28 protein-coding genes are annotated in these 25,633 nt (G+C 65.0%); 16 read left to right on the plus strand and 12 right to left on the minus strand.

Translation table 11 applies throughout. From position 1 onward, the window contains the following. Positions 1–175: 175 nt before the first annotated feature. A complete protein-coding gene (locus tag EKM57_RS01425; protein ID WP_129790670.1) occupies positions 176–931 on the plus strand; it encodes an FMN-dependent NADH-azoreductase in 756 nt (251 codons plus the stop codon). A gap of 281 nt (positions 932–1,212) precedes the next feature. Further along, positions 1,213–1,500, plus strand: coding sequence for a putative quinol monooxygenase (locus EKM57_RS01430; protein ID WP_129790671.1), 288 nt, complete (start codon positions 1,213–1,215; stop codon positions 1,498–1,500). A 150-nt stretch (positions 1,501–1,650) separates the two neighbouring features. Here the strand turns inward: EKM57_RS01430 and EKM57_RS01435 are convergent, their stop codons facing one another. From EKM57_RS01435 to EKM57_RS01460, 6 genes are all read right to left on the minus strand, one after another. Beyond that, positions 1,651–3,582 carry a TonB-dependent receptor domain-containing protein gene (locus tag EKM57_RS01435; protein ID WP_129790672.1) on the minus strand — a complete coding sequence of 644 codons (1,932 nt, stop codon included), beginning with the start codon at positions 3,580–3,582 and terminating at the stop codon, positions 1,651–1,653. Next, positions 3,579–5,075, minus strand: coding sequence for a DUF3526 domain-containing protein (locus tag EKM57_RS01440; protein WP_129790673.1), 1,497 nt, complete (start codon positions 5,073–5,075; stop codon positions 3,579–3,581). The genes EKM57_RS01435 and EKM57_RS01440 overlap by 4 nt, the downstream gene beginning before the upstream one ends. Further along, on the minus strand, positions 5,072–6,469 hold the full coding sequence (locus EKM57_RS01445) for an ABC transporter permease subunit (protein WP_129790674.1): 1,398 nt from the start codon (positions 6,467–6,469) through the stop codon (positions 5,072–5,074). The genes EKM57_RS01440 and EKM57_RS01445 overlap by 4 nt, the downstream gene beginning before the upstream one ends. After that, positions 6,466–7,173 carry an ABC transporter ATP-binding protein gene (locus EKM57_RS01450; RefSeq protein WP_206185248.1) on the minus strand — a complete coding sequence of 236 codons (708 nt, stop codon included), beginning with the start codon at positions 7,171–7,173 and terminating at the stop codon, positions 6,466–6,468. The genes EKM57_RS01445 and EKM57_RS01450 overlap by 4 nt, the downstream gene beginning before the upstream one ends. A gap of 12 nt (positions 7,174–7,185) precedes the next feature. Beyond that, positions 7,186–9,408: a TonB-dependent siderophore receptor gene (locus EKM57_RS01455; protein WP_129790675.1), complete on the minus strand. Its 2,223-nt coding sequence runs from the start codon at positions 9,406–9,408 to the stop codon at positions 7,186–7,188. Positions 9,409–9,644: 236 nt separating this feature from the next. After that, on the minus strand, positions 9,645–10,256 hold the full coding sequence (locus EKM57_RS01460; RefSeq protein ID WP_129790676.1) for an NAD(P)H-dependent oxidoreductase: 612 nt from the start codon (positions 10,254–10,256) through the stop codon (positions 9,645–9,647). A gap of 131 nt (positions 10,257–10,387) precedes the next feature. On the opposite strand from EKM57_RS01460, the gene EKM57_RS01465 reads away from it, so the two are divergent. The 4 genes from EKM57_RS01465 to EKM57_RS01480 all read left to right on the plus strand — a co-directional run bounded on the left by EKM57_RS01465 (position 10,388) and on the right by EKM57_RS01480 (position 14,774). Then, positions 10,388–10,966 (plus strand): TetR/AcrR family transcriptional regulator, encoded by a 579-nt coding sequence (locus tag EKM57_RS01465; protein ID WP_206185249.1) that lies wholly within the window; start codon positions 10,388–10,390, stop codon positions 10,964–10,966. A 243-nt stretch (positions 10,967–11,209) separates the two neighbouring features. Further along, complete coding sequence (locus EKM57_RS01470; RefSeq protein ID WP_129790678.1) at positions 11,210–11,500, plus strand: hypothetical protein; 291 nt, start codon at positions 11,210–11,212, stop codon at positions 11,498–11,500. 75 nt (positions 11,501–11,575) lie between these two features. After that, on the plus strand, positions 11,576–11,959 hold the full coding sequence (locus EKM57_RS01475) for a nuclear transport factor 2 family protein (RefSeq protein ID WP_129790679.1): 384 nt from the start codon (positions 11,576–11,578) through the stop codon (positions 11,957–11,959). A gap of 316 nt (positions 11,960–12,275) precedes the next feature. Beyond that, positions 12,276–14,774, plus strand: coding sequence for a family 78 glycoside hydrolase catalytic domain (locus tag EKM57_RS01480; RefSeq protein WP_243450862.1), 2,499 nt, complete (start codon positions 12,276–12,278; stop codon positions 14,772–14,774). A 155-nt stretch (positions 14,775–14,929) separates the two neighbouring features. Here EKM57_RS01480 and EKM57_RS01485 read toward each other — a convergent pair whose 3' ends face one another. Next, positions 14,930–15,547, minus strand: coding sequence for an opacity protein (locus EKM57_RS01485; protein ID WP_129790680.1), 618 nt, complete (start codon positions 15,545–15,547; stop codon positions 14,930–14,932). 182 nt (positions 15,548–15,729) lie between these two features. Then, positions 15,730–15,921 carry a hypothetical protein gene (locus EKM57_RS22110; protein ID WP_129790681.1) on the minus strand — a complete coding sequence of 64 codons (192 nt, stop codon included), beginning with the start codon at positions 15,919–15,921 and terminating at the stop codon, positions 15,730–15,732. Positions 15,922–16,171: 250 nt separating this feature from the next. Between EKM57_RS22110 and EKM57_RS01495 the strand changes: the two genes are divergently transcribed. After that, a complete protein-coding gene (locus EKM57_RS01495) occupies positions 16,172–16,489 on the plus strand; it encodes a hypothetical protein (protein WP_206185251.1) in 318 nt (105 codons plus the stop codon). 15 nt (positions 16,490–16,504) lie between these two features. Here EKM57_RS01495 and EKM57_RS01500 read toward each other — a convergent pair whose 3' ends face one another. Together EKM57_RS01500 and EKM57_RS01505 are read right to left on the minus strand one after the other, a co-directional pair. After that, on the minus strand, positions 16,505–16,885 hold the full coding sequence (locus EKM57_RS01500) for a hypothetical protein (protein WP_129790682.1): 381 nt from the start codon (positions 16,883–16,885) through the stop codon (positions 16,505–16,507). 15 nt (positions 16,886–16,900) lie between these two features. Further along, on the minus strand, positions 16,901–17,764 hold the full coding sequence (locus tag EKM57_RS01505; protein WP_371414109.1) for a helix-turn-helix domain-containing protein: 864 nt from the start codon (positions 17,762–17,764) through the stop codon (positions 16,901–16,903). A 99-nt stretch (positions 17,765–17,863) separates the two neighbouring features. Between EKM57_RS01505 and EKM57_RS01510 the strand changes: the two genes are divergently transcribed. Further along, on the plus strand, positions 17,864–18,811 hold the full coding sequence (locus EKM57_RS01510; RefSeq protein ID WP_129790683.1) for an alpha/beta fold hydrolase: 948 nt from the start codon (positions 17,864–17,866) through the stop codon (positions 18,809–18,811). A 293-nt stretch (positions 18,812–19,104) separates the two neighbouring features. Here the strand turns inward: EKM57_RS01510 and EKM57_RS01515 are convergent, their stop codons facing one another. Continuing rightward, positions 19,105–19,488, minus strand: a complete 384-nt coding sequence (locus tag EKM57_RS01515; RefSeq protein WP_129790684.1) for a helix-turn-helix domain-containing protein — start codon at positions 19,486–19,488, stop codon at positions 19,105–19,107. 108 nt (positions 19,489–19,596) lie between these two features. Between EKM57_RS01515 and EKM57_RS01520 the strand changes: the two genes are divergently transcribed. From EKM57_RS01520 to EKM57_RS01530, 3 genes are all read left to right on the plus strand, one after another. After that, a complete protein-coding gene (locus EKM57_RS01520) occupies positions 19,597–20,463 on the plus strand; it encodes an NAD(P)-dependent oxidoreductase (protein WP_129790685.1) in 867 nt (288 codons plus the stop codon). Positions 20,464–20,585: 122 nt separating this feature from the next. After that, positions 20,586–20,852, plus strand: coding sequence for a hypothetical protein (locus EKM57_RS01525; RefSeq protein WP_206185253.1), 267 nt, complete (start codon positions 20,586–20,588; stop codon positions 20,850–20,852). Beyond that, positions 20,849–21,457: a glutathione S-transferase family protein gene (locus tag EKM57_RS01530; RefSeq protein ID WP_129790687.1), complete on the plus strand. Its 609-nt coding sequence runs from the start codon at positions 20,849–20,851 to the stop codon at positions 21,455–21,457. Before EKM57_RS01525 ends, EKM57_RS01530 begins: the two co-directional genes overlap by 4 nt. 42 nt (positions 21,458–21,499) lie before the next feature. On the opposite strand, the gene EKM57_RS01535 is transcribed toward EKM57_RS01530, so the two are convergent. Next, the gene (locus tag EKM57_RS01535; RefSeq protein WP_129790688.1) at positions 21,500–21,757 is read right to left on the minus strand and encodes a hypothetical protein; all 258 of its coding nucleotides are present in this window, start codon (positions 21,755–21,757) and stop codon (positions 21,500–21,502) included. A gap of 417 nt (positions 21,758–22,174) precedes the next feature. Between EKM57_RS01535 and EKM57_RS01540 the strand changes: the two genes are divergently transcribed. From EKM57_RS01540 to EKM57_RS01550, 5 genes are all read left to right on the plus strand, one after another. Next, on the plus strand, positions 22,175–22,423 hold the full coding sequence (locus tag EKM57_RS01540) for an antitoxin Xre/MbcA/ParS toxin-binding domain-containing protein (RefSeq protein ID WP_129790689.1): 249 nt from the start codon (positions 22,175–22,177) through the stop codon (positions 22,421–22,423). A 28-nt stretch (positions 22,424–22,451) separates the two neighbouring features. After that, positions 22,452–22,586, plus strand: a complete 135-nt coding sequence (locus EKM57_RS22620) for a hypothetical protein (protein WP_256386843.1) — start codon at positions 22,452–22,454, stop codon at positions 22,584–22,586. Beyond that, complete coding sequence (locus EKM57_RS21720; RefSeq protein WP_165357140.1) at positions 22,583–22,738, plus strand: hypothetical protein; 156 nt, start codon at positions 22,583–22,585, stop codon at positions 22,736–22,738. The genes EKM57_RS22620 and EKM57_RS21720 overlap by 4 nt, the downstream gene beginning before the upstream one ends. 238 nt (positions 22,739–22,976) lie before the next feature. Further along, complete coding sequence (locus tag EKM57_RS01545; RefSeq protein WP_129790690.1) at positions 22,977–24,026, plus strand: extracellular solute-binding protein; 1,050 nt, start codon at positions 22,977–22,979, stop codon at positions 24,024–24,026. 98 nt (positions 24,027–24,124) lie between these two features. Then, positions 24,125–25,630 carry an iron ABC transporter permease gene (locus tag EKM57_RS01550; RefSeq protein WP_129790691.1) on the plus strand — a complete coding sequence of 502 codons (1,506 nt, stop codon included), beginning with the start codon at positions 24,125–24,127 and terminating at the stop codon, positions 25,628–25,630. Positions 25,631–25,633: the final 3 nt, after the last annotated feature.

The following is a 25,633-nucleotide window of genomic DNA, read 5'->3' on the forward strand; positions in this document are numbered from 1 at the left end:
CGCTCCTGGTACTTCTTTCCCCATGCGCGAGCGGAGCAGGATCCAGCAAGGTGGCAACGAGCCGTCCGACATCGTCATCATCAGCATCACCGTGCGGCGCGGCTACGAGGCTGAATAGCGTTGGCAATGTCGATCGCCGCGATCCGCGGCAGGACCTAATTTCTAAGGAGCTTTCATGCCCGCCCAGCATTTGCTGCATATCGACGCGAGCGCCCGGCCCGGTCTTTCTGGAGTTGATCCCCACGGTTCGCACACGCGACGCTTGACCCGGCGCTTTATGGATCGGTGGCGCGCCATTCGGCCGGTCGACCAAGTGACTTATCGCGATTTGGGGCGCGCGCCGCCATCGCCGGTAACAGGGGAATGGATCGCTGCTGCCTTCACGCCGCCGGAACGACGGGATGCCGAGATGGGCGCGTGGCTTGCAGAGAGCGACCGCCTGGTCAGCGAGCTGCAGCGTGCGCACCTCGTTGTGATCGGCGCGCCGATGTACAATCTTGGCGTTCCCTCCCCGCTCAAGGCGTGGATCGACAACATCGTGCGCGTGGGCGTGACATTTGGTTTCGACCGCAACCGTGTCGGCGACCCCTATTGGCCAATGTTACGGCCCGGTAAGCGACTCGTAATTCTCTCTTCGCGAGGTGATTCCGGGTACGGGCCTGGTGGACGGCTGGAAGCGTACAACCTCGTGGAGCGCAGCATTACACTGCCGCTGTCCTATATCGGTATCACCGACACCTACAGCGCCGCGATCGAGTTTGATGAGTTTGCCGACAACCGCTTGTCTGCCTCCATCGCGAAGGCTGAAGCCACCGTCGACGCGCTAGTGCAGAAGCTCGCCGCCGCGCCATTCGCGCCATCGTCGCGCACCCTGCCGAAGGAAGCTCCGATCCCGCAAGGGAGAATGCCTCAGGGCGGTATGGAGCCATAGGGGTGCGGAGCGCGAACCCGGCCAGTTCTCGGTGAGAGCCTCGGTACGCCGTCACTGGTCGTGGCTCGGCGCCGGATCCGGGAATTACCAAGAGCTTTGGCTCAAGAGTCCCTGCGGGACCAGGTCAGGGAACGTTGAACGTCAGCTCACTCTTCGAAGGCTACATCCGGCGACGCCGACCGGATTATCCGACCGAACGTTCGGTCGGCCCCCAGCATGCACGAAGGCGGCGGAAGCTCGTGCTTTATGGTACCATGCTAACTATGGATTAGGAGTTGCCGATGCCCCTCTCAGTGTTTGCCACCATTACTCCGAAGCCGGAACATCTGTCGGACGCCAAAGCAGCCGTGAAGAGCATCATGGCCGATACCCGCGCCGAAGAGGGCTGTATCCAGTTCGAACTCCACGAAAGCGCCGAAGCCGAACGGCTCCACCTTTACGAGGTTTGGGCCGATCGCGATGCCTTCGACGCTCATCACGCGCAGCCTTATACCCAAGCTGTGTACAAGCAATACGAAGCCTGGCTCGCTGCGCCCGTCGAGCTGGTTTTCATGCGGCCAGTGGCTTGACTTGGCGGCGGCAAGCGAGCTCGAAAAGGTCGATGCGTGCGGTCACTAGGATCGTGCCGCGAGGACTGCGGCAGGCATGCGCCCGGCCGCTCCCCTGCGGGCGTGGTTCATCGTCGATCCTTGTGTTCGAAGGTGGGAAAAGGCGCACGGCTAGAAATCCACCGCGAGGAAGGCGGTGAAGCGCCTTCTGTCCATCAGGCCGTAGCTGTTGCTGCCGACGATGCTCCAGTTGAACGTGTTGGTGACGTTCTGCATCTGGACGCGAAAGGTCGCCGGCGACGTGCCGAGCTTGAAGCGGTAGCGCGCGCCGAGATCGATCAGCGCATAAGGGTCGACGGAGACCAGATTGTCGCGCGAGGCGGGCCGCTCGCCGTACCAGGACACGGCCAGGTCGAGCGAAACGCCGGGCAGGAAGGGCAGCCGATAGTCTGCATTGCCGCGCAGGATGGTGGCGGACTGGCCCAGCGGCTTGCGGCCGACGCGGCCCAGCTCCACCGCCTCGCCGGTGACTCGGGGCTGCATGAGGACGGCTCCGGCAACGACGCTCAGATTGTCGATGGGGTTGCCCGACAGGCTCAACTCCACCCCGCGATGCCGGACGTCGCCGAGGATCGTGTAGACGTTCGCCTCGTCGGTGTTGAAGTAAGGCTTGCGCACGTCGAACACGCCCGCGACGAGCTTCAGGCGCGGCGAGATCGTCCAGCGGATCCCCGCATCCGCCTGTCGCGTGCGGATCGCGGGAAGCGCCTCGTTCCGATTGGCGGCGTTGTTGGGCGCAAGCCCGCTTTCCTCGAGCCCGCGCGTATAGCCGGCATAAAGAGCGACGTTGCCGGTCAGATAGGCGGCCGCCGACGCGTTGAACAGCCAAGGTCTGTCCCCGGCTCGCGTGGTGGGAAGGTCTCCCGGAAGGTCGATCGTCTTGCTGTAGTCGGCACGCTGGACGCCAAGGCTGAGCTCGCCCACATCCTTCCAGCGCCCCTCATAGGCGACGCCGATCGTCGTTTGTCGCACCCGATCGTAGGTGCGCTCGCCGAAGGCGAAGGACGCGGGCTCCGGAGCCGGCACGATCTCTCCGAGCCGGCGTTCGCCAAGGTCGATCGGCGCGGAGGCGCCGCCGTAGCGGCTGTCGAGTTCGCGGGCGCGCATCGAGGCATGCAAGGTGTGCAGCCGCGGCCCTTCGGTGAAGCTGCGGCTGACGCGCAGCTCGCCGCTCGTCGAGGCATAGCGCTGGCCCGGGTCGGCAATCACTTGGGCGCGGGTGCGCCCGTCCGGCGTCGTGCCGACGAAGTTCTGCGCGAAATTCTCCTCGTTGACGAAGATCGAGCGGAAGAGGCCGCCGGTGATCGCCCAGTTTCGCCCGATGCGAGCCTTGGCGATGACGCCTGCGTTGGTGCTGCGGCTGTCCTTGGCTGCCCAGCCCTGCCCGAAATAATGCCGCCGCTCGACCTCTGGCGGGACGAAGGCGCCCGCGCTGATGATCGTCGGCGCAACCTCCTCATCCTTGCCGATCGTGGTCGACCAGAAAGGAATGATCTCGACATTGTCCGACGGCCGCCACCTGGGGATGATGGCCGCGCGGAAGTAGCCGGCGTCGGCGCCGTCATAATATTCCTCGAGGGCATAGGATGCGCCGAGCGCGACGCCGAGCCGGCCCCGGGCGATCGGCAGCTGCGCATCGATCTCCAGCGAGGGCGCGCCATAGGCGAAGCTACCGGCGACGACGCTGACGAGCGGCCGGTCGCCGACGTTCCGCAGGCGATAATCGACGATGCCTGTCGGCGCGGGGAAGGGATAACCGTGAGCGGAGAGGCCCACTCGGATGGTCGAGCCCTCTACCAGCCGCGTAGCGACATAGCCCTGGCGGTCGATATAGATGCCCTCAATGCGCACGTTGCCGGCGGTGACCGGCGAGAAGCCCCGCACCTGGCTGCTGCTGTAAAGGCCGATGCTCTCGTTGCCGATCGAGGTGCCGAAGGCGTCCTCGGCGGCGGTCACCGCATTGTCCTCGGTGCGCTGGGCCTCGGCGGGCGTGACGAAGGCGGCCGCGCCGAGAACGGCGATGACCGCATATCTGTTGATCATTCCACCACCCGCCACTTGCGAATGCGCCCGAGGCCAAAGGCGATGCAGAGCAATGCGAGCAAGCTGAGCCAAAAGAGGAAGGGCAGCACCTGTCCGATTCGTTCCGCCGCGGATCGATCGGCGAGCGCGAACTCCGGCAGCGTCAGCGGCTCGGCAAGATTCAGCCGCCCGCGCGTCTCGCGATCGGGCGGTGCCGGTGGCTGGGTGATCTCGCGCTGTACGAGCGGATGGACGATCTCGCGCAGCCGCAGCTGATAGTCGCGTGCCTGCATCTCGAATGCTCGCTGGCGCGTCGGGTCGGTGCCGGCCAGCATGGCGAACGCGGCCTCGACGCCGAGGGTCGGGATCGCGAAACCGGCGATGTGGGCGACCATTTCCTGCCTTGCCCGATGATCCTGGATCGCGATGCGCAGTTGCGACAGCCGCCGCTCCGTCTCGGGCACGAGGAAGCTCAGCCGCGTCGCATAATCGAGCGTCGCCGCCCGATCGGCAAAAGGCCGCAGATCGGGTCGGCCCGTCAGCGCCGCTGCCAGGATCGCGTCCCGCTCCCTGTTGATCTCGTCGCTGATGCGGCGCTGGGCATCGACATAGCCGATGGCTGAAGGCACGGGATCGATCATGCCTGCCACGGCCGAGCCCGCCAGCGGCAGACCGATCGTCAATGCGGCCCAAATCGCCGCGAACGAGCCCAGCGCGGCCCCGGCACCCGGCTGGCGCGCAAGGACCGCCAGGGCCACGCCCGACCAGAACAGCATGTATAGGACCGTCACAAGGACGGCGACTGCAAGCGAGACGACGACGGCGCCGAGCGGGACCCCGGCGATGCCGAGCGCGGCGATCATCGCCAGAACCGTCGCCGGGACGGACCAGGCGAGGATGGCGGCCATGCGCGCGCCGATCCAGGCGCGCGGTCCCGTCGCCTGCGCCGCCACCAATCGCAGCATGTCGCGGTCCCGTTCGAAGGTGACGAGCAGCGCGAACAGAAGGAGCAGCCCGATCGGCAGCAGGAAGACGATCGCAAAGGCGAGGTCGAACCGTCCAAGCGCCAAGCCACGCGGGTTCTCGAAATCATAGGTGTCGAGGAAGCCGAACGGCGTATTGAGCTTGATCTCGAGGCGGCTGGGCGCGAGGTCGCTGACGCCTGCCGCGAGCGGTGACAGCGGCAGATGCGGCTTCAAAGCCGACTTGCGGACGAAATATTCGCTATACCCCGCGACATTGGTCGGATCCTGCCAATAGGCGACGGGTCCCGCCGAGGCGGTGACGGGCGCGCGATAGGCGCGGGCGCGCTCGACCGCGCTCGCGTGGAACGCCGCGTCGGCCTGGCGCGCCCGCTCCAGCGCCGCGGTCTGCGCCGAGTGCAACACGGCGGTATTGAGCGCGCCCCAGACGAAGCTCGCGGATAGGATCAGCAGCACGGCCCAGAGCAGCGGCGAGCGCCCGACCTGCCGCCACTCCCAGGCGAAGAGGTCGCGAAAGCGAGGGCCGCTCATGGACGGAGCCTCCCGGAAACCACGGTCAGCACGAGCCCCGCTAGGCCGAGCCAGAGGAGGAGCGCGGCGAAGGCCGGGAGCGCCGTGGACGAAAGCCGGCCGAGCGGCGGAGCCGGATAGGCGAACTCGGGTATCCGCGACCAAAGCCGCTCGTCGTTGGTGTGCCGCTCGGTGCCGTGGGCGCGGTGCGCCATTCCGTCGGAATTCATAGCGTTCACCAGGTTGCGCCGGTAGCGCTCGGCGGTATCGATGAAGTGCCGGTGATGGCTGAAGTCGCTGCCCGCCACCGAAGCCGAGGACGCCTGGGCGGCGATCGTCGGCGAAAGGAAGCCAAGCGCCGCGAACAGCCGGTCCTGACTGGCGACCTTGGCGTAGAAGCCGCCTAGCACGCGGTCGAACACCTCATGGCTGTGGCGTTCCATCAAATCGAGCTCGGCCATGCGGGGGTTCGGGATGTCCTCCACCCGGCTGACGCCATAGCGTTCGAGCAGCGCCGCGCGGTTGCGCACGTTCTGCTCGTCCGACCAGAAGGCGGGCGCCTCTTCGGCCATCTGCTGGCGGATCGCCTGGCTCGACGGCAGTGGCCGGAGGGCATCGGCCATCCCGCTCGCCACCCGCGGCAGCGCGAGCGCGAACAGGATCCACAGGCCGAACAGGCCGGCGAGCGCCAGCCGCGCATTGCCCATCCGAAGCGACACCGCGATGCCGATCGCGGCCAGCAACGCCAGATAGCCGGCCATGGCGATGATCCAGCAGAGCGTGCGCAACAAGACGTCGCCGTCGAGGCGCCCGCCGACGCCCAGCCATAGGAGCGAGATGATCGCCACAGGCAGCACCAGCATCCCGGCGGAAGCGGACCAGACCGCCAACGCCTTCGCGCCCACGATGGTGCGCGGATGAACGGCGGCGCCGAGCGCCATGCGCATGGTGCCGCGCTCGCGGTCCTGCGCCACCAGAGTGAAGGCCAGGAGGAACACGATCAGGGGACCGAAACCGGTGATGAGCGCGGTCGGGCCGGCGAAGCCGATCCGCTGAAGCAGCGAGGCGTTCTGTTGCGGCCGGTAGAGCATGTCGTTCTGGTGGTGGGCCTCGAGCCAGACGGTCTGGCCGACAAAGGGTTCGCTCCCCGGATCGAGGCCCGCCAGCGCCGGCGAAGGCTTGAAGGCGAAGATGCTGTAATGCGCGGCGCTGTGCGGGTCCTTCTCGCCCTGGCCGACCCAGCGCGCACGCTCGGCCGCCGCGACGGCCCGCTTGTCGCCGTCGGTTCGCGCATTGTCGCTGGCGATCGCCGCGAAGGACAGGAGGACAAGCACGGCAAGCGCGACCAGCGACCACCATGCCCGCCTGTCGCGACGCAGGATGGTGAGCTCCAACCGGACGAGGGAGCCGATCATGCCGCGAGCCTCTCGAGATAGAGCCGTTCGAGCTCGACCGGCCCGATGGCGGCGGCATCGCGCTCGTCGACCAGGCGGCCGGCGTGGAGGATGCCGAGGCGACGCGCGACATCCTTGACGCGGAACAGGTCATGCGTCGCCATCAGCACCGCGATGCCACGATCCGATGCGCCGCGGATTACCTGGCCGAGATCGTTGGCGGCGCTGGCGTCGAGGCCCGAGGTCGGCTCGTCGAGCAGGAGCAAGCGTGCCTCCTTGGCAAGCGCGATTGCCACGCCGACCTTCTGCCGCATTCCCTTCGAGAAGCCTTGGGCTCGCCGGTCATGCGCCTCGTCCTGGAGGCCGGCGTCGGCGAGCAGGTTCCGCGCGGTCGCGGCGTCGATCTTCCGGCCCGCGAGAAGAGCGAAATAGCCAAGATTCTCGATCGCGGTGAGCGCGGGATGGAGCATCACCGTCTCGGGCAGGTAAGCGATGCGCGCGCGAGCGGCGAGCGGATCGGCCACCGCGTCGATCCCGTCGACATGGATCGACCCGCCGTCGGGTTTCAGGAACCCGAGGATCATGTTGAGCGTGGTCGTCTTGCCTGCTCCATTGGGGCCGAGCAGCGCATAGACCTCACCCGGCTCGAGCCTCAGCGAAAGGCCGTCGACGGCGCGATGACCGTTGAAGGCAAGGGAGACCGATTCCAGTCGGAGCACGGGCATGATGAAGTTCTCCTAGAAGCGGGTCAGCAGGCTGATCTCGACGCTTCTGGGAGCGCCGACCTGGAACTGGGTCGGCAGCATGTCGGTGTAGTCGACATAGAAGGCGTCGGTGAGGTTGCGGCCGCGCAGCGTCAGCTCGCCGAAGCCGAACCTGTAGCCAATCGCAGCATCGACGGTGGTGTAGCCGCGCGCCCGGATCGCGTTGGCATTGTCGGTATAGAAGCGCCCGGCGTGGCGAAGGCCTGCGCTGAGCGTCAGCGGCAGTCCCTCGACGCTGTAGAAAGCGAACAGGTTGGCGACCGTCTCGGGAATGCGCGGCGGCGTTTTGCCTATTCGGCTGACGCCGCCTGGGTCGATCAGTTCATCGAAGCGCGCGTCGAGCCGGGTCCAGTTGGCGTCGATGCGCAGCTGCCGCGTCAGCGCGGCGGAAAGCGACAGCTCGACGCCGCGCGACGATTGCTTCCCGCCCTGGATGCTGAGCCGGGGATCGCCCGGATCGCGCGTGACGATGTCGTTCTGTGAGATGTGATAGGCGGCGAGCGTCACGTCGATGCGGTCGCTCCAGAAGCTGCTCTTGATGCCGGCTTCGACCGATCGCCCGTGTGTCAGGTCGAATTGCGAGTTGGCGAAGGACAGCAGCAGGAAGTTGCCGACCGGTACGATCGCCCTGCTGTACTGGGCGAAGACCTGGGTCTTGGGCAGGATGTCGTACACCGTGCCGACCCGCCAGGAGAGCGCGCCATATTCGCGTTTGAAGTCGGTTGTCGGCGCGATGTGGCGCGAGAAGTCGATCCAGTCGTAGCGCGCCCCGGCGACCAGCAGCCATTTTGGGGTCAGGTTGAGCGCGTTCTCGCCGAAGACGGATGCGACCTTGACCCGCGCGCGCGAATTGGGCGGGGGCAAAGGTGCGCCGGCCCCGCCGGGGAAGGTGCCGCGGACTGGAGCGAACGGATCGACCGAGGTCGCGGTACCGAAGTAGCGCCGGGTCGCGAACTCGAGATTGCTGAACTCGGCGCCGATCGTGAAGCGATCGCGCAGGCCGCCGACCCTAACCTCACCCGACAAGGCGGGACGCTCGACCCAATAGTCGATGTCGTGCGTGACGATGCCTGTGGTGCGGTCGATCAGGCTGCTTTCGGCGTTGTAGCTGTACATCTCGGCGTTGATGAAGTGCCGATCCGAATGGTAGCGGCTGAGGTCGTTGGTGAAGGTGAGCTGGTCGCTGAGCTCGTAACGGACGCGCGAGCGCAGCCACAGCGTGTCGGAATCGAGCACGGCATCGGTGACGTTGAAGTTGGTCTCGCGCAGCGCGCGGTCGATCACGAGCCCGCCGGGGCCGCTTGCCGCGTTGGAGGGATCACGCGCCACGGACGCGGGCAGCAGCGGCGTGCCGAGGTCGGCGGTATTGTAGGCATCCTCGCTATAGTCGATCGCGAGATCGACCGTCAGCAGTTCGGTCGGGCGAAACTCCACGCCTAGGCTGGCGCCGAGGAAATCGGCATCCGTGTCCTCGACGAACCCGCTGGTGCGGCCATAGGCGCCCACGCCTCGGACGGCGACCCGGTCGCCGATCGGCAAGTTCAGGTCGCCCGCGAGCCGCAGCGTGTCGAAGCTGCCGTAGCTGGCAAGCGCGGAGACGTTCGTCTCGCCGATACGCGGCTTCTTGGGAACGAGATTGATGGCGCCGGCAAGCGCCCCCTCGCCATAGAGCACCGATGCGGGACCTTTAAGGATTTCGATGCGGTCGTAGAGCCAGCTGTCGCTGGCGCGCGAGAAGATGCCTGGCGTCGCGACTCGGACACCGTCGTACAGAAGCCCTACCGACCCGCCGGTGAAGCCGCGCATGGCCGGCACGCCAGGGCTGGTGGCAGGCAGCGACGAGGTGACGCCTGGGGCGCGGTTCAATGCCTCGACATTCGTTCGGGCACCAAACTCGCGAATCTGCCGTTCGGAAAGAATATCGACGATGGCCGGTGTTTCGCGGACTGTAAGTCCAAGCCGGCTGCCTGTCTCAGTGCGTGCGTCGAGGAGAAGCTGTCGAGCGGCCGTACCGGTTACGATGATCGTATCGCCGTCGGGCTCCGTTTCGACGGCTTGTGCGTAGGCTACGGCAGGAACGACAGAGGGCAGCGCTAGACACAGGCGAAGCACGGTTGCGCCAAACACATGTGACGGCGGGAACAACCCTCGGCGCGAACGCCGCGATCCACGATGCACTGCTGTGATATCCCCCATCCCTTGCGGTCTTCCTGTTCGGTCACCGGGCTGGGTGGGTAAGGATATATCGTATCCTGAGTCAATCCCGTATGGCTTCGGCAAGAGCAAGATTTCGCCGCTTTACCTACGTTGGCAAAGGACGGGCACCGACGAAACCGCGAGGGTGCGACTCCGACCCAGGCTTCTCGCTGTAGCGGCGGCGCTTATGGCCGTTTGGACCGCGCGAGGTGAACAGCAGGGGCCCCAGGGGGGCTTCAGGCCGCCTCGCAGCACTCCGACTCCCCGAAGAGATTGCGGCCGATCGCGCGGGCAGTATCCAGACAAGCCTGAGCCACTCCATCATGCGACTCGAGCAGGAGTTCGGACGTCACCACGCGCGCCCCGCAATAATTGAAGATGCCATGGTCGATCTGCGTTTTCATGGCGCCGAAATAGCCGTGCCGCGCATAGGTTCGCAGATCGGCGCCTCCAATGGCGATCAGATGCACCCGAAGGTGCCTTAATCTCTTCACTACGCCGCTACCCTCGCCGGCGTCATAAGCCCATCCATTGGCGAAGACTCGATCGATCCACCCTTTGAGCAGTCCTGGCATCGACCACCAATAGACCGGATAGACCAGCACGAGCGCGTCCGCGCGGTCGATCCGTGCCTGCTCGGCGATGACGTCTGCGGATGGCCGCGCCTGCCTGAGATGGACGGCCACATCGGCCATCGTGAATCTCGGGTCGAAGCCTTCCGCCGCCAGGTCCGCAATTTCCCAGGAATTGCCCGGACTCGCCAGGGCTATTCCCTCGGCAAAGTGTGCGGCGACGCTATGGGTCAGCGACTCCGGCCCAGGATGCGCGACAACGATGAGAGCGTGCATGACGGTAAGCTCCAGCGAAAGGTTGCGACTCGACCCAGACCTATATACTATTGGTAAGTTACTGTTGGTATATAGACATGTCAATCGGCCAATCCGACAACTCCGCTCAAGGAACGCGTCCGCGCCGTCGCTTGCCGAGACAGGAGCGGCATCGCCAGCTCCTGGACGTCGCCTGGCGCCTCGTCGGGGACGAAGGCACGGAAGCCTTGACGCTCGGGCGGCTCGCCGAGGAGGCGGGTGTGACGAAGCCTGTCGTCTATGATCATTTCGGTACGCGATCGGGGCTGCTGGCGACACTCTACCGTGAATATGATGCGCGACAGACGGCGCTCATGGACGCGGCGCTTCAGGTGAGCGAACCGACCCTGACGGGCAAGGCGGCAGTCATCGCATCCTCCTACGTCGACTGTGTGCTCCTCCAGGGCCGTGAGATACCGGACGTCATTGCTGCGCTGGCCGGTTCGCCGGAGCTCGAAAAGGTCAAGCGCGAGTACCGAATTGCCTTCATCGAGAAATGCCGAACCGTCCTCGCTCCGTTCGCGGGGGCTGCGCGTATCGGGTCCCCCGGCTTATGGGCGATGCTCGGTGCGGCAGACGCTTTGTCCCATGCGGCCGCAACCGGGGAGATTACGGCCGTAGAGGCAAAGGACGAACTCTCCGAAACCATTGTGGCGATGGTTTCGAGAAGTGCGCGCAACGGCTCCCCATAATGGATTAACAGCAACGAGCAGCGTAGGCTGCGCGACGGGGCTTGCGTCGCGTGCGGATTCAGGTGCGGCGGGCGGCTGGGACTCCTTATCGCGCGTCATCGCTGCACAGCTCTCGCACAAGGTTCCTGACGCAAGTGCCAATAGGGTAGGTTCCAGTCGGCCCCAGCCTCCCGCAGGCTGCCGTTCGCGCAGAACCGGTACCGTTGGCGAGAATCGGGCTCGCTTCGGCTCGACTGACCGATAATGTCCAGCATGGCGGGGCTTGGCGAGGCGCAGGACAGGCTGGTGGTGAGCAAGCGGCGCATGACGATGGGAATCCTGACAGCGGCGCTACTGCTTCTGCTCGGACGTGGCTGGGTCATATCTCCGCCTCCCACGCCCGATGCCCGGGCGGCCATGCCCACGCAGCAACAAGAGATGGATCGGATCATTGCCTCCCTGCAGCCAGCGAAGCGGTGGCGGCCGCTGGTTGCCATTGTCGGCATCAATGATGGAACGGAGACAGCTGGATATTCAATGACGGCGGAGCGATGAGTTTCGGAGGCTCGCGCTTTGGCCGACAGCGGCAGCCGGAGACCCAGTTCAAGCTCTTGGAGAGGGAGAGTGCTCATGTCAGACGAAGCTGAAATCCGAATGATGCTGGACCGTTGGGCGGCCGCCGTACGCGCACATGATCTTGAAACGATCCTGGAGCAGCGAAGCCCGGACATCGTGATGTTCGACGTTCCCGAGCCGCTTCAGGCAAAAGGCCTCGAAGCCTATCGAGACGGCTGGAAGCTCTATTTTGGCGACGAGGGTTCCCGGCTGTTCGAGCTGCGAGAAACCCATATCGTTGCCGGCGACGGAGTCGCTTGGGTACGGGCGATCCTTCGCTGCACAACGTCGCCCGATCCTGCGGGGCGACTCACGATGGGTCTTCGCAAGGTCGGCGGCCGCTGGGTCGTTGAGCACGAGCATCATTCCTTCCCCGTGGGGCTCGGCGAGGGAGAATGAACCGGTTTGCCGTCGCGCCCGAGCTGTTATCTGTCGAGGCTGCCACCCGTGATCGCCGCGGCGCGATCGAGGAGAGAAGGACAGCGCTTTGATTACAAGGCGCCAATCACCAACTCGCGCAGCGCCCGTAGTCGCGCCCAGGATAAGCATTCCCACGAACCTTCGAGTGGAGCACTTGGAGGAGGCGCTTGGGATAGATTTCGAGCCGCCGAGACTGTCCTGGTGGCTCCCTCTCGGAGCTCGAGAACAGGTTGCGTATCAGCTTCGGACAAAAGAGTGGGATTCAGGCAAAGTCGAGTCCGGGAACAGCTTGTTGGTGCCGTTTCCCGGCGAACTGCAATCCCGCCAAAGCGTCGAGTGCGCCGTCAAGGTCTGGACCGACCAAGGTGAAAGCAGATGGTCCGAGCCCGTGCGGTGGGAAATGGGGCTACTTGATCCGAATGATTGGAAAGCCAGCTGGATCGAGCCGCCCGAGGGCGACGATATCCCGCCTGGCGGCAAACGTCCCGGCTGGCACCTTCATCACGCATTTACGACGGCGCAGGCACCAACCCACGCCCGCTTCTATGCAACTGCGCAGGGGATTTACGAAATCCATCTGAACGGATCGCAGGTCGGCGATATCGAGCTGACTCCGGGCTTCACAAGCTATGACAGGATTCTGCAGTATCAGACCTATGATGTCGGAGGTCTGATCCGCTCGGGCCTTAACAGGATAGACGTCATCTTGTCCGACGGCTGGTATCGCGGACAGACCGGCGCCTTCCGGCAGTTCGATCAGTTCGGGGAGCGCACCGCTTTTCTCGCCCAACTAGAGATGAGCTTCGCCGACGGTTCCCGGCAGCTCGTCATAACCGATAAGGAATGGCGTGCGACGATCGGAGCCGTGCGAGCGGCCGACCTGATGCAGGGTGTGATCATGGACTTTCGATGTTCTGCGCACGCCTTGCCGTCCAGTGGGAAGCGAGCCGTGGAATGGAACGCGGTGAACGTTGCCGATCACGACCTGGCGCGGCTCCGTGCTTCCCCCTCGCCTCCGGTTCGGCAGATCGCCGAGATCGAGCCGGCCGAGATTCGCGCCCTGGATGAGCACCGACAAATAATCGATCTGGGTCAAAACATTGCAGGATGGCTACGGCTGCGTGATCTGGGGCCAGCGCATGTCCGGTTACGGCTGACCTACGGAGAAGCCCTCGACGCCAACGGCGATGTAACGACCGACAATATCGATTCGACCGCGAATGCCGAAGAGTTGGGCCTGCCTGAGGCGGCTAAGATGCCGGATGAGATTGGCCCGCTGCAGGTTGACGAAGTCTACTCCGCGGGAAACGCATCTGACACCTTCGAGCCGCGGATGAGCACCAAGGGTTTTCGATACGTGCGCATCGAGGGACACCCGCATACCCTATCCCGCGACAGTGCCTCAGGCGTAGTCGTGCATTCCGATCTACGGCGCACCGGCTGGTTCGAATGTAGCAACGCGCGCGTCAATCAACTCCACGAAGCCGCGGTCTGGACGCTCAGATCGAACATGGTGGAGATTCCCACCGATTGTCCGCACCGCGAACGATCCGGCTGGGGCAGTGAATGGCAGATATTCGTTCCCAGTGCCGCCTTCCTTTATGATGTGGCGGGCTTCACAACGAAGTGGTTGCGCGACCTGGCGGCGGATCAGAAACCTGACGGCGCGGTCTTTCATAGCGCGCCCGAGAACAAGCTTGGCAAGTCGGAAGCCGTCATCCCGGCCGGTTCCGCCGGGTACAGCGATGCAGCGGTCATCGTGCCGTGGCGGATTTACCGGGCCTATGGGGATGAAAAGCTGCTGGCGGATCAATGGGAGTCCATGGCGGCCTGGGTGGATTGGTGCGAGCGGGTCGCACGCACGCAGAGGCACCCGGATCGGATCAAGTCTCGACCGAGACCCGAGGCGCATGAGCAGTTCTTGCGCGATACCGGCGTTCACTTCGGAGAGTGGCTGGCGCCCCCTTCCTCGATCGACCAATATAACTCGAAGCTGGAGGATGGGCGCGACGACGGCGACATTGCAACGGCGTACTTTCATTATTCGGCTAAGCTGCTCGGGCGGATCGCCAGAGTGCTCGGAAAGTTCGCCGCAGCCCAACGCTATGAGAATTTGGCCGAGAAGACGCGTTGGGCTTGGTGGACCGAATACGGAAATGCCGATGGATCGATCCGGCGGCCTACGCAGGCGAACTACGTCCGTGCTTTGGCGTTCGGACTTGCGCCCGATGCGCTCCGGGAGAAAGTAGCCTCTCATTTGGTCAACACTATTCGTGCCGCGGATACGCATGTTGGGACGGGCACCTTCGGAACGGCCTTATTGTTACCTGTCCTGGCCGATGCAGGTCATGCCGGCCTTGCGTACGAGTTACTGCTACAGGACACGGCTCCTTCGTGGCTGACCATGCTCGATCGCGGCGCTACGACGATCTGGGAGATGTGGGACGGGGTAGACGAGAATGGTGCAGCTCACTTTTCCCTGAACCATTTCAGTTTCGGTGCCGTGATTGCCTTCATGCACACGCATGTCGCCGGAATCCGTCTCGATAACACGGTGCCCGCCTACCGTCGCTTCCGCGTCCAGCCGGTCCCCGGGGGCGACCTGACTTGGGCAAAGGGAAGCCTTCTATCTCCTTATGGACTTATCTCTTCGGAATGGTGCATCGACTCCTCGCGCCGATTGCGATTGGACGTGACAATTCCGCCGGGGACGTCGGCCGAGATCCTGTTGCCGGACGATACCTATAGGGTTGTTCATTGCGGGCGTTCGCAATTCGATTGCGATCTGGGTTAGTCGTCTTCAACCTCCGGTCAGCTGTCAGCCTCCGCAAGCGCAACCCCTGCAGGCTCAGCACGCCCTCGTCCTCGGCGATGCGTCTGGCCGACAGGCATCGATCGACACGACGCCGCCTCCCCGACGAGAGGCGGCGCCGCATCCGTGCCGCGCTTCTAGAAGTGGAACACGAGCCCTGCCATGGGCCGCAGGCTGTCGAAGTCATAGGTCTCGGCCTGGAGCCGGATCCGCACGCCGCTGTTCCCGGTGATGCCGCCGAGCCCGATATCGCTTGGGCCGACTTCGACCCCGAGGCCGTAGACCCAGTCCTTCTGGTCGCTGAACCCGCGGCGGCCGTTCACCCATTGGTAGCCGGCGGAGCCGAAGACCATTCCGCTTTCGCCGGCTCGCACGCCGAACCGGCCTCTGACGCCATATTCCCAGCTGATGTCATTGAAGCCCTTGGTCGCATTGCCTTCGGCGCCGACGAATACTGGCCCGAGGGGCACGTTGACGCCCCCGATCCCGCTGATCAAGGCGCCGCCGAAGCGGCTGTCGGTCGGCGACACGCCGAACTCGCTGTCGCGATCGAACGAGTGGTAGCCGCCCAGCACGCCCAGATAGGGTTCGATGCCGAAGGCTCGTGTACCGTCTGGCGCGGAATGGCCTTCATGGGCCGCCTCCGGCGCACCCACGGCGTCAGAGCTGGCGTCGGAGGAGAAGGTTTGCTGTGCTGATCCGATAGAGGGGATGCCCGCCGCAAGAGCGGCGACTGCAAAGATGTACGATTTCATGATGTTACTCCGGATACATGCCGCGAGGCTGTTTCATTCGCGACGTACTGTTTGAACCTCCCTGTTCCAGTTAAGTTGCAAAGTGCTACGGATTGAATGGGTGTGTGATGGATAGGACACACGGACGATCCGGCGCCCCAACGATGGCGAGCACTTCCGGGCCGTCCGGCGCTGCCGAGCCTTCAGGACGGCTTGTGCTTACCCTCGCGGATGGCGGTCCCCACCAGGGCCCGGGTCGACAACAGGATAGCCGAGACGAGAATGGCGATGGACAGCAGCCCTACGGGCGTGACGCGGAGGGAAATCCGTGCGCCCGATTGCCGGCCGACGCGCAAGTCGAGCTCGGTCGATTGAGGGTCGGAAAGCAGGCCCATGGAAGGGAGAACGACGGCGGCGGAAGGAGGTTCAGCCCTTCGCTGGAGCCGCGAAGGCCACTGCGCTCCCAAGCGCGAACGGCAACACGGTCGCGGCGACGGCCGAATTCGCTCGCCCGCCACGTTTCACCCTCGGCGATCGTCATCTGGACGAACCATCGGTGACGGCGAGCCCCTCGCATCCCATTATCCGTCGATCCAAGTCCCAGGGAGTTCAGTCGTGACCGATCAAATTCTGCTCCCCAATGTCATGAAGATCACCGAGGGCCATCTGGACGCCTTTCGCGAAGCCGTGGGCACGGCGATCGATTTCGTCGAGGCCAACGGGCCTCAACTCATGGTTCGCACCTTCGTGGACGAGCAGGCAATGCGGGCCGTCAACTTTCAGCTCTACCGGAACTCCGACGATATCCTGCGTCACTGGGCGTTGTCAGACCCGTACATCAAGGACGTGTCGGCCCATTGCACCGTGGAAGCGTTCGAAGTTTATGGCGACCCAGCGAGCGGGTACGCGCCGGCCTCTCGCAATTCCTCGGCGACGGACGCGGTCTCGTGGTCATGCCGCTAGCCGGGTTTTCCCGCTTCAAGTGATGCCGAAGCCGATGAGAACAGTCGCGACAGAGTACAACACCCAGCCGGGATGCAAAGCTCGTATCGCCCATGCGTTGGCAATGGCGCCGAAGAGATAGGAGCTGCCGACAAGCAGGCCCGTCACCATCCGCGCTTCGCTTCCGAACCAGCTTGCCGCGGCGATCAACGCGAGACCGCCGACGAACCAGTTGAATGTGCTGAATTGCAAGAGAAGAGGCGCAAGCCTGCGGATTGGAGCGCCGATCCGCTTATCCCCGGCCGAAACAGCGCCGAACGGTTTCACCACCGCCCGATGGGTAAGGATCCCGTGGATCACGGCGACACCGCTTCCTATCACTCCGGCAAGCATGAGCGCACCGTCTTGCCAATCCATGATCTTGTTCCCCGATCAGGCTTCGTCGCGCGCCAGCCGGGCGCAGATCTCGGCGGTTTGGTTGTCGGCGGGGAAGGCGCACTCGATCCGCAGCTCGTCCAATGTCACATCGCGCGGGCCGGCAAATGTGGTGATCGTCTCGAAGAAGCGCAGCTCGCCAAGGCCGCTGCGGAAGATCAGGAACATGACGGGCGACGGTTCGAACTCGACGTCTCGAACGCGCCAGCTCGCCGGAACCTCGGGATAGGCCAACACCTCGTCAAGCAACGCTTGGGCTGCCTTGTCCGTCGGGACGGCGGCGATGTCGCTGTGCAGTTGGCGCAAGAATCTCTGCGCCACCTCGGACCAGTTGACGATCACCTGCCGGAAGTCGTCCGGGTCGAATACCTGGTGCAGCAGGTTCGTATGCGAACTCCGTCTGCCGCGCATCACCAGGTCGTTGATCCTTTGTGCCGCAGGATTCGCCATCAGCACGTCGAAATGACGATTGATGACGAAGGCCGGATAGGGCTCCTGATGGGCGACGATCAACTCGATCGCCTCGCGCATGCGCTCCAGGGCCGGAGTGACCAAAGGGTTCTCCGGATATTGCGGCGCATAACCGGCGGCCAGCAGCAGGGCGTTGCGTTCGCGCAGCGGCATGGCGAGGCCGTCGGCCAAGCGAAATAGGGTCTCACGGCCGGGCTGCGCCTTGCCGGTCTCGACGCAGCTCAAATGCCGGGTCGAGACGTCTGCCGCCAGCGACAGATCCAGCTGGCTCATGCGCCGCGCCGCGCGCCATTCGCGCAGCAGTGCACCGACCGGAGGAGGAGTTCGGCGTCGCGCCGCATTCGCAGATCGCATCGTCATTGCGTAGCGCTCCGTCGCTGCGGCGACCATGACTTCCAAGGTCAAACTCTCATGACCCGGGCGTCATTGTGGAAGGAACATGGCGTCGCTAGCCCTTGGTTCGAAAGCTGCTGCCACGCCGAGGAGCCGATGAACAGACGTGAACTCATGCTCGCCGGGATTGCCCTCGCGCTGCCGTTTCCCGCCGCCGCCGCCGCCGCCACGCCGGCCGAATGGACGCCCGCGCAATTCCATGCGGCCCGCAGGTTCGTCGACCTGCCCGTAGGCCGGGTCGCCTATGTCGAGCGCGGAAGCGGGCCGGTGGCAATCTTCCTCCATGGCTATCCGCTCAACGGCTTCCAGTGGCGCGGGCCAATGGCCCTCCTTGCGACGCATCGCCGCTGCGTCACACCGGACCTGATGGGGCTCGGCTACAGCGAGATACCGGCCGGAACCAGCCTGTCGCCGATCGCTCAGAGCGAGATGATCGTCGCCTTCATGGACCGGTTGGGGATCGCCGAGGCCGATTTCGTCGCCAACGACAGCGCTACGGGGATCGCTCAGCTCATCGCGGCCAACGCTCCGAACCGGGTGCGCAGCCTGTTGCTGACCAACGGTGACGTCGACATCAACAGTCCGCCGGAATTGCTGATGCCGTTCATCGAGCAATGCCGCAACGGCCAGGCCGACGCCTGGTTCTTACGTCACTATAGGGACCGCAACTGGGCGCGCACGGGCGATGGGCTGGCCAGCACCTTCAGGCACCCTGAAAAGGCGCTGAGCGACGAGAATATCGAGGTGTATTTCGGGCCGTTGGTTGCGACTTCGGAGCGGCTTGCGCAGGCACGGCGCTACGGGACCGACATGCTGCCCAATCCATTGCCGGCCATAGCGCCGAAGCTGCGGACCTTCCCCCGGCCGGTCCGCATGGTTTGGGCGCGCAATCTAGATCTGTTCCCGGATGATGGCGCGGTCTGGCTGGACAGGACCTTCCCGGCCTCGCGTGGCATTCGGTTCGTCGACGACGCGAAGCTGTTCTTCCCCGAAGAACGCCCCGATCTGATAGCCGACGAGGCGCGACGGCTCTGGGGCGTCTGAAGGATTGCGGAAGCCGGGATTTCCACCGTCCGGGCGCCAAAGCGCGGGGGATGTGCGAACGAGGCGTCGTGCGGCGGATTGCAACGATGGCGTCGTGGTCGTGCGATGCGCACGAGCACAGTCCGGCCGCGCAGATAAGCAATCCGAACTCCGAGATTTGAGCCGGCATTGCCGGCATTGACGATCAGAAGATGGGCCGCACCTCCAGGTTAGCGCTTAGGGGCGCTCGCCGAGTGACATGAGCATCCTCATGCATCGAACCTGCCGACCGCGTGAGCCGCGGCGAGGCACTCTTAGGAGGATAGGATTGGAACACCTTGGGGTTTGCCAGCGGCGGCGACCGTTGAGCCGGAACCCCAGGCGTGCATCCGGCCCCACTCGGCCAGTGCATGGACTGCCCTATTGAGGGATGCGCCCGCAGATGTCAGCGAATACTCGACGCGCAGAGGAACCTCATCGAACGCCTCGCGTCGAATGACGCCGTCGGCCTCCAACTGTCGTAGCTGCTCGTATAGAACCTTCTCGCTGATACCCGGAACGCGCCGGCGGAGCTCGCCGAAGCGGCCCGGGCGAAGATGAAGCTCCCACACTATCGTCGATTTCCACTTGCCGCCGATGACGCCTAGCGCGGCATCGAGTCCGCACGCGCCTGCTTCTTGTGTCTTTTCGGTCTCCACACGAACCTCCAAGTAAGTGCATACATCTTTGTAAGTAATTGATTCCTTGTGAACTATTCACGATTTGCCTCGTGCGGACATCACCGCGGCATCGAAGGGAATATAATCATGAGGAACGCAACCGTCATCGGCCTCGGCGAAATGGGATCGGCCCTGGCGCGTGCTTTGATACGCGCAGACCGCCACGTGACGATCTGGAATCGCAGTGCAGCCAAGGCCGCGCCGCTGGTCAGCGAGGGTGCCGAGCTTGCACGAAGCGCGGCAGCCGCCGCGGCTGCCAGCCCAGTCACGATCATGTGCGTGTCGGATTATGAAGCCGCGCAGGGAATTCTAAAGGCCCCGCAAGTGGCAGAGGCGCTGAGGGGCCGCACCCTGATTCAGTTAGGCAACGGAACGCCGCAGGAAGCACGCGACGGCGCGGCCTGGGCGGAAGCCAACGGCATCGAGTATCTCGACGGGACGATCCTGGCCTGGCCGAGCCAGATCGGCGGCGCCGAAACGGCGATCCTCGTCTCCGGGCCGACTCAGACCTTCTCGAATGTCGAGGCGGATCTCAAGCTACTCGCCGGCGGATTGAAGCATACCGGGGAGGCGGTCGGCGAAGCGGCCGCAGTCGCCGCCGCCACGCTATCCTATCTCATGGGCGAATGGATCGGCTTCTGCCACGGAGCGCTTATCCTCGAGGCGGAAGGTCTGCGCTTAGACACATTCGGCGCCCTCATCGAAGCCATTTCTCCGATCCTCGGCGCCGAAGCGAAACGCATGGGCCACGTCATTCAGACGAACGACTTCGGGTCGCCGGAAAGCTCGCTCAAGACCTCGGGCAGCGACATCATCCGTCTCGTTCGCCAGGCGCAGGAGGCAGGCATCAACGGCGAGTTCCCGACTTTCGCCGGAGACCTGTTCAAGCGCGCGATCGATGCGGGTTACGGAGGCGAGGAGCACGCCGCCATCATCAAGATATTGCGCCGCTAGCGAAGCCTTTCGGCGCCCGCGCCGCGAGCGGCCGGGCACGCCATCGGGAGAAACGAAGCGAAGGCTAACGACCCGGATAGATTAGCATTGACTGATGGATTAGCCGATGCTAATCGGTTTGCATGGATCGAATGTCCGCTGTCACCACCGCGATGCACGCGCTCGCCGGCCAAGCCCGCCCCGCGACCCTGGTCAACCTCCAGCGCAGTATCGACCGAATTCTCGCCGACGACCGGCGCAATCCCGCCGGCGGTTCAAGCTTCGGCGGATCGCGTCCTCGGTCCGTCGAGGCGTGGCGCGAGCCTCCGGGCGCGTTGGCGACCCCTGAGTCGGCCGGGCGCCGCGACGATTCCATCGCTTCCCTATCCAGAGAGAGGATCCTCAATTGATCAAGCTATTCGGACACCCCGCCAGCACCTACACGCGCAAGGTGCTCTGCACGCTGCACGAGATAGAGGCGCCGTTCGAACTTCGTTTCGTCGACTTGAACGGCGGCGAGCACACACAGGCGGCACATCTGGCACGCCAGCCTTTCGGGCGGGTGCCGACCATCGACGACCAGGGCTTCACCTTGTACGAATCACGCGCCATCATCCGCTATCTCAACGACCAGTATGGCGGCAGGCTCGTCCCGCCCGACGTGCGCGGCCGAGCCGCAATGGATCAGTGGATCGACGTTGGATATTCCTACTTCTCGGCTGCTGCCCTGAAGCCGATCTTGCACCATGTTTTCGGATTCCCGCAGGACGAACCCACGCTCGAGGCCGCGAGTGCAATGATCGAGCAGACGCTCGATGTGCTCGAAGCCCGATTGGGCGCTGGACCGTTTCTGGCGGGCGAGCAATTCTCGCTGGCCGACATCGTGTACCTGCCCGATCTGGATTATCTGATGGCTACGCCCCTTCAGGCGGCCGTGTCTTCGCGCGGCAACGTCGCTTCGTGGTGGGCACGCAGCTCGGAACGTCCGAGCTGGCGCAAGGCGACGGGACGGTAGGGACCGTCGAGCCGGCGGCCACCGGCCGCCGGCGCCGCAGGTTCAACGCCCTTCGCCGCTCGCAGCACGGGTCCGCTCGCGGATGTCGGCTTCGAAGCGATTGGCTTCCGCCGTTGCCCGCTCGAACTCCTTTTGTCTTTGCTGTTCGATCCCGGCCTCTGCCGGATCGGACGCTTCCACCTTGGTTTCTGCAGGCGCACAGCTCGCCGCGGCCACGGCGGCGACGAGCAAGAAGGTCCGCCGCATCGTCGCTATCGCCCTGCCCGTGGGCAGCGCAGCGGCACTATAGGCATCGTTCAAGATCGAGACTCCTTCGGCAAGCGGGAGCGCAAGGCGTCTCTCAGTCACACCGATTGCTTGGGGCGGGACGGGCGATCTGCCGAATATGGGGGCGCCGCGCGCAATAGCCAGCTCTGCCAACTCGGTGCCGGGTGACCGTACCAACGGCGCCCGCGTGCAACTTGGATGGCCGGTCGAATTGCTATTCCGGCGCGGATCCCCATATCGGGTCCATCACCTGCGCCCTCGCAAGCATCCCCGTGACAGAGAGACGGACCGCGCTCTCGCTTGCACAACCGAGGTGATTCACATGAACGAGACATATTGGTCCGGGCGCGAGCAGAAAGCAGCGTCTCCATGCGCGGACGTTGCACCGCAGGCCGATCGGATCAACGCGTTCGTCGGCCTTCACGCCATCCGCGGTCCGAGCGGCCGACGATGAGCTTCGCCTTCAAGAAGCCGAGGATCGGCAGGACACTCTCCACCGACGAACTGTCGCGACAGGGCGAGGCGGTCAAATCGGCCCTTGCAGCCTTGGGCGGTGCCAATGCCCTGGCCTTCCTCAACACCCATCATGACGGACTTTGCGGCCGACCGCTGGACCTTGCCATTGCGAGCGACGCAGGCCTGCAGGCGGTGGAAGCGGTTCTGAGAGCCGAAGCGGGCCCCGGCCTCGCAAGCTCTTGAGGCACTCGCAGCAGCAAGGAGAAAGACGATGATCGACTCCGACGGCGAACGCCCGGTGGCAACCTCGTTCACATCGAAAACTTCCGACGACGCGGCGATCGTGGCGCGAAGCGGCATCCCCCACATTCCGGCGGATCTTCTAGGACGGGAGGGCGAACGATGAGCCTGCACGACTGGTTCGGCCGACATGTCGCCGATCTCGAGACGAGTCACTGGGAAGGTGGCTATTTCGTCAGCCGCTGCACGCAGTGCGGGCGCAAGATGATCAAGTTGCCCGGCCTGCCTTGGCGATTGCAGGAGAAACTGCCGGCCTGACGTTGCGGCGGCTCGCGGCGCTCGTCGCGCCGGAGCAGCGAGGCATCGTTGTCGCCGCCAGGGTCCGTTCTGCGCCGGAGACTTCGAAAAAGCTTGAAGCGCCTCCCGGCTTGCCGGTCGGAGGCGTCGCCCTTGCGCACGGCGGCTCCACGCCAGCTCGGGTCGCAAAGATCCACGCCCCTTCTTGCGAATAATTCGCAATAGAAATATGGCGAACGCGGAAGGGAGATCTGCGTTCATGAAAACAATCTCGATCATCGCCGCCTGCACCGGCCTTTTTATGCTTGCCGCCTGCGGCACAGGCGCGTCCGACGGCAACGACACCGCGGCCGGTGCCGGAGAGGTCAATCTCTACACGGCGCGTCATTATGACAGCGATCAGGCGCTGTACGACCGGTTCACGGCCGAGACGGGTATCCGAATCAACCTGATCGAGGGGCGGCCGGACGAGTTGATCGCGCGAATCCGCAGCGAAGGCGAGCGAAGCCCGGCCGACCTGTTCCTGGCCGCCGACGCCGGCGCCCTGTGGCGGGCGCAGCAGGCAGGCCTGTTCCAACCGGTCCAGTCCGAGGCTCTGAACGCCGCAATCCCGGCGAACCTGCGCGAGCCGGGCGGCCATTGGACCGGATTCATGCGCCGGGCCCGCATCGTCGCCTATGACAGCCAGCGCGTGCAGCCCGAGGAAGTGGACAGCTACGAGAAGCTCGCCTCGCCGCGCTTTCGCGGAAAGGTCTGCGTGCGCTCGTCCGACAGCGTCTACAACCTTTCGCTGCTCGGCGCCTTGATCGAGGCCTGGGGCGAGGAGCGCGCCGAGCAATGGGCCCGCGGCATCGTCGCCAACATGGCCCGTCCGCCGGAGGGCGGCGACCGCGACCAGATCCGCGCCGTCGCGGCCGGGGTATGCGAAGTCGCGATCACCAACAGCTATTACTATATTCGCATGGCCAATGGGGACGATGCCGGCGACCGCGAGATCACGCAAAGGGTTCGCCTCGCCTTCCCCAGCCTGGACGGACAGGGCGCGCACGTGAACATCTCCGGCGGCGGCGTGCTCGCTCGCGCCCCCAATCGCGACAATGCGGTGCGCCTGCTCGAATTCTTCGCCTCGGCGGATTCCCAGCGGCATATCTCGGCGAACAATAATGAGTTCCCCGCCTCGCCGGGTGTCGCCGCACCCGAGCCGGTGGCCGCTCATGCGGATTTCACGGCCCATCCGATGTCGGTCGCGGCGTTCGCCGCGCGCCAGCCGCAGGCTCAGTCGATCATGAGCCGGGTGGGCTGGCGATAGGCACTGCTGCACCCCTGGAAGCCGCCGCGCCGCGCGCGCGGCGGCTTCACTTCGATCCACTGCCCTGGCTGGGGGCGTTCGCGGCCATTGCGGCCGCGTTGCCGCTCGCCGGAGTGGTGTGGGCGGCGCTTTCCGGCGAAACCGCGGACATCGCCGCACGCGACATTGCACGCTACGCCGCGACTTCGGCCGTTCTCGCCCTGTTGGTCGGGACGATCACCGCAATCCTGGGATCCATTGCCGCCTGGCTGGTCGTCATGCACCGCTTCCCGGGCCGGGACCTGTTCGCCTGGGCCCTCGCGCTGCCGCTCGCGGCGCCCGCTTTCGCGCTGGCTTATGCCTATGGCGACCTGTTCGATGTCGCCGGCGATCTGCGCATGTGGATGCGACCGGCGCTCGGATTCGACCTGCCGTTCGAGATGCGGACCCTGTCCGGGGCCGCGTTCGTCCTGTCCTGCGCCTTCTACCCTTACGTCTATCTCGCAATGCGGGCCGCTTTCCTGAATCAGTCCGTAACGGCGCTTGAGGCGGCGCGCACGCTCGGCTGTACCCAGCGCCGCGCCTTCGTCCGTGCCGCCATGCCTCTCGCCCGACCGGCGCTCGCTGCCGGCGTTGCGCTGGCGGTGATGGAAACGCTCGCCGATTATGGCGCCGTCCAGTTTCTCGCGGTTCAGACGCTCACCACCGGCGTGGTGCGCGCCTGGTCCGTCTACGCCTCGACGGCTTCGGCCGCGCAGCTGGCGCTACCGCTGCTGGGCGCGGCCGTGCTGCTGATGTGGATCGAGCGGGCGGCACGCAGGGGGCGCGCTTATGAAAGCGCCGGCTCGAAATGGCGGCCGCTGCCCGTGACGCCGCTGCCGGCCGCCAAGGCGGCGCTCGCTTGCCTCTTCTGCTTCTCGCTGCTCTTCTTCGGCCTGCTGCTTCCCTGCGGCTGGCTGCTATGGAGCTCGCTCGCGGTCTCGCCCGACTGGATCCGCCTGGCCGACGCCGCGGGCCACTCGGTGTCACTCGCCCTCGCTGGCGCCGTCGTCACCGTGGCCCTCGCCACCGCCCTTGCCCTGGGCGCGGCGCGCCTGCCGCTCGCCGCGCGCCTGGTCAGCCTCGGCTATGCGACGCCGGGCGCGGTGATGGCGATCGGGCTGCTCGCGCCCGCCGCGATCATCTGGCGGATGACGCCCGGAGCGTCGGGCTTCGCCGTCGGGATCGGCCTGCTCGTCTACGCATACGCCGCCCGGCTCATGGCGGCCGCGCTGGAGCCGGTCGATGCGGGTCTTTCCAAAGTGACGGTGCGGATGGCCTGGGCCAGCCGGACGCTCGGCCGCGGACCGGCGGCGACGGCCTGGAAGGTCCAGCTCCCCGTCGCGCGCGGCACGCTCCTGACCGCCGGGCTCGTCGTGTTCATCGACGTGCTGAAGGAACTGCCGGCGACGCTCATCCTTCGCCCGTTCAACTTCGACACGCTGGCGGTGATCGCCAGCAATTATGCGCTCGACGAGCGTCTTCCTCAGGCGGGCTGGCCCTCCCTCCTGATCGTCTTCCTCGCCCTCCCCGCCGTCGTCTGGCTCAGCCGCAAGATTGCCATGTCGCGCCCCGGGACGGCATAGCCC

Source organism: Sphingosinicella sp. CPCC 101087, from assembly GCF_004151485.1.
Taxonomy (GTDB): Bacteria; Pseudomonadota; Alphaproteobacteria; order Sphingomonadales; family Sphingomonadaceae; genus Allosphingosinicella.

Excerpts from the sequence above, each read along its gene's own strand:
- EKM57_RS01485 (WP_129790680.1), bottom strand. The coding sequence starts at position 15,547 with ATGAAATCGTACATCTTTGCAGTCGCCGCTCTTGCGGCGGGCATCCCC.
- EKM57_RS01495 (WP_206185251.1), top strand. The coding sequence starts at position 16,172 with ATGAAGATCACCGAGGGCCATCTGGACGCCTTTCGCGAAGCCGTGGGC.
- EKM57_RS01470 (WP_129790678.1), top strand. The coding sequence starts at position 11,210 with ATGTCCAGCATGGCGGGGCTTGGCGAGGCGCAGGACAGGCTGGTGGTG.
- EKM57_RS01540 (WP_129790689.1), top strand. The coding sequence starts at position 22,175 with ATGAGCTTCGCCTTCAAGAAGCCGAGGATCGGCAGGACACTCTCCACC.
- EKM57_RS22110 (WP_129790681.1), bottom strand. The coding sequence starts at position 15,921 with ATGGGCCTGCTTTCCGACCCTCAATCGACCGAGCTCGACTTGCGCGTC.
- EKM57_RS01545 (WP_129790690.1), top strand. The coding sequence starts at position 22,977 with ATGAAAACAATCTCGATCATCGCCGCCTGCACCGGCCTTTTTATGCTT.
- EKM57_RS01445 (WP_129790674.1), bottom strand. The coding sequence starts at position 6,469 with ATGATCGGCTCCCTCGTCCGGTTGGAGCTCACCATCCTGCGTCGCGAC.
- EKM57_RS01520 (WP_129790685.1), top strand. The coding sequence starts at position 19,597 with ATGAGGAACGCAACCGTCATCGGCCTCGGCGAAATGGGATCGGCCCTG.
- EKM57_RS01450 (WP_206185248.1), bottom strand. The coding sequence starts at position 7,173 with ATGCCCGTGCTCCGACTGGAATCGGTCTCCCTTGCCTTCAACGGTCAT.
- EKM57_RS01430 (WP_129790671.1), top strand. The coding sequence starts at position 1,213 with ATGCCCCTCTCAGTGTTTGCCACCATTACTCCGAAGCCGGAACATCTG.
- EKM57_RS01455 (WP_129790675.1), bottom strand. The coding sequence starts at position 9,408 with ATGGGGGATATCACAGCAGTGCATCGTGGATCGCGGCGTTCGCGCCGA.
- EKM57_RS01525 (WP_206185253.1), top strand. The coding sequence starts at position 20,586 with ATGGATCGAATGTCCGCTGTCACCACCGCGATGCACGCGCTCGCCGGC.
- EKM57_RS22620 (WP_256386843.1), top strand. The coding sequence starts at position 22,452 with ATGATCGACTCCGACGGCGAACGCCCGGTGGCAACCTCGTTCACATCG.
- EKM57_RS01460 (WP_129790676.1), bottom strand. The coding sequence starts at position 10,256 with ATGCACGCTCTCATCGTTGTCGCGCATCCTGGGCCGGAGTCGCTGACC.
- EKM57_RS21720 (WP_165357140.1), top strand. The coding sequence starts at position 22,583 with ATGAGCCTGCACGACTGGTTCGGCCGACATGTCGCCGATCTCGAGACG.
- EKM57_RS01510 (WP_129790683.1), top strand. The coding sequence starts at position 17,864 with ATGAACAGACGTGAACTCATGCTCGCCGGGATTGCCCTCGCGCTGCCG.
- EKM57_RS01475 (WP_129790679.1), top strand. The coding sequence starts at position 11,576 with ATGTCAGACGAAGCTGAAATCCGAATGATGCTGGACCGTTGGGCGGCC.
- EKM57_RS01425 (WP_129790670.1), top strand. The coding sequence starts at position 176 with ATGCCCGCCCAGCATTTGCTGCATATCGACGCGAGCGCCCGGCCCGGT.
- EKM57_RS01435 (WP_129790672.1), bottom strand. The coding sequence starts at position 3,582 with ATGATCAACAGATATGCGGTCATCGCCGTTCTCGGCGCGGCCGCCTTC.
- EKM57_RS01440 (WP_129790673.1), bottom strand. The coding sequence starts at position 5,075 with ATGAGCGGCCCTCGCTTTCGCGACCTCTTCGCCTGGGAGTGGCGGCAG.
- EKM57_RS01500 (WP_129790682.1), bottom strand. The coding sequence starts at position 16,885 with ATGGATTGGCAAGACGGTGCGCTCATGCTTGCCGGAGTGATAGGAAGC.
- EKM57_RS01505 (WP_371414109.1), bottom strand. The coding sequence starts at position 17,764 with ATGGTCGCCGCAGCGACGGAGCGCTACGCAATGACGATGCGATCTGCG.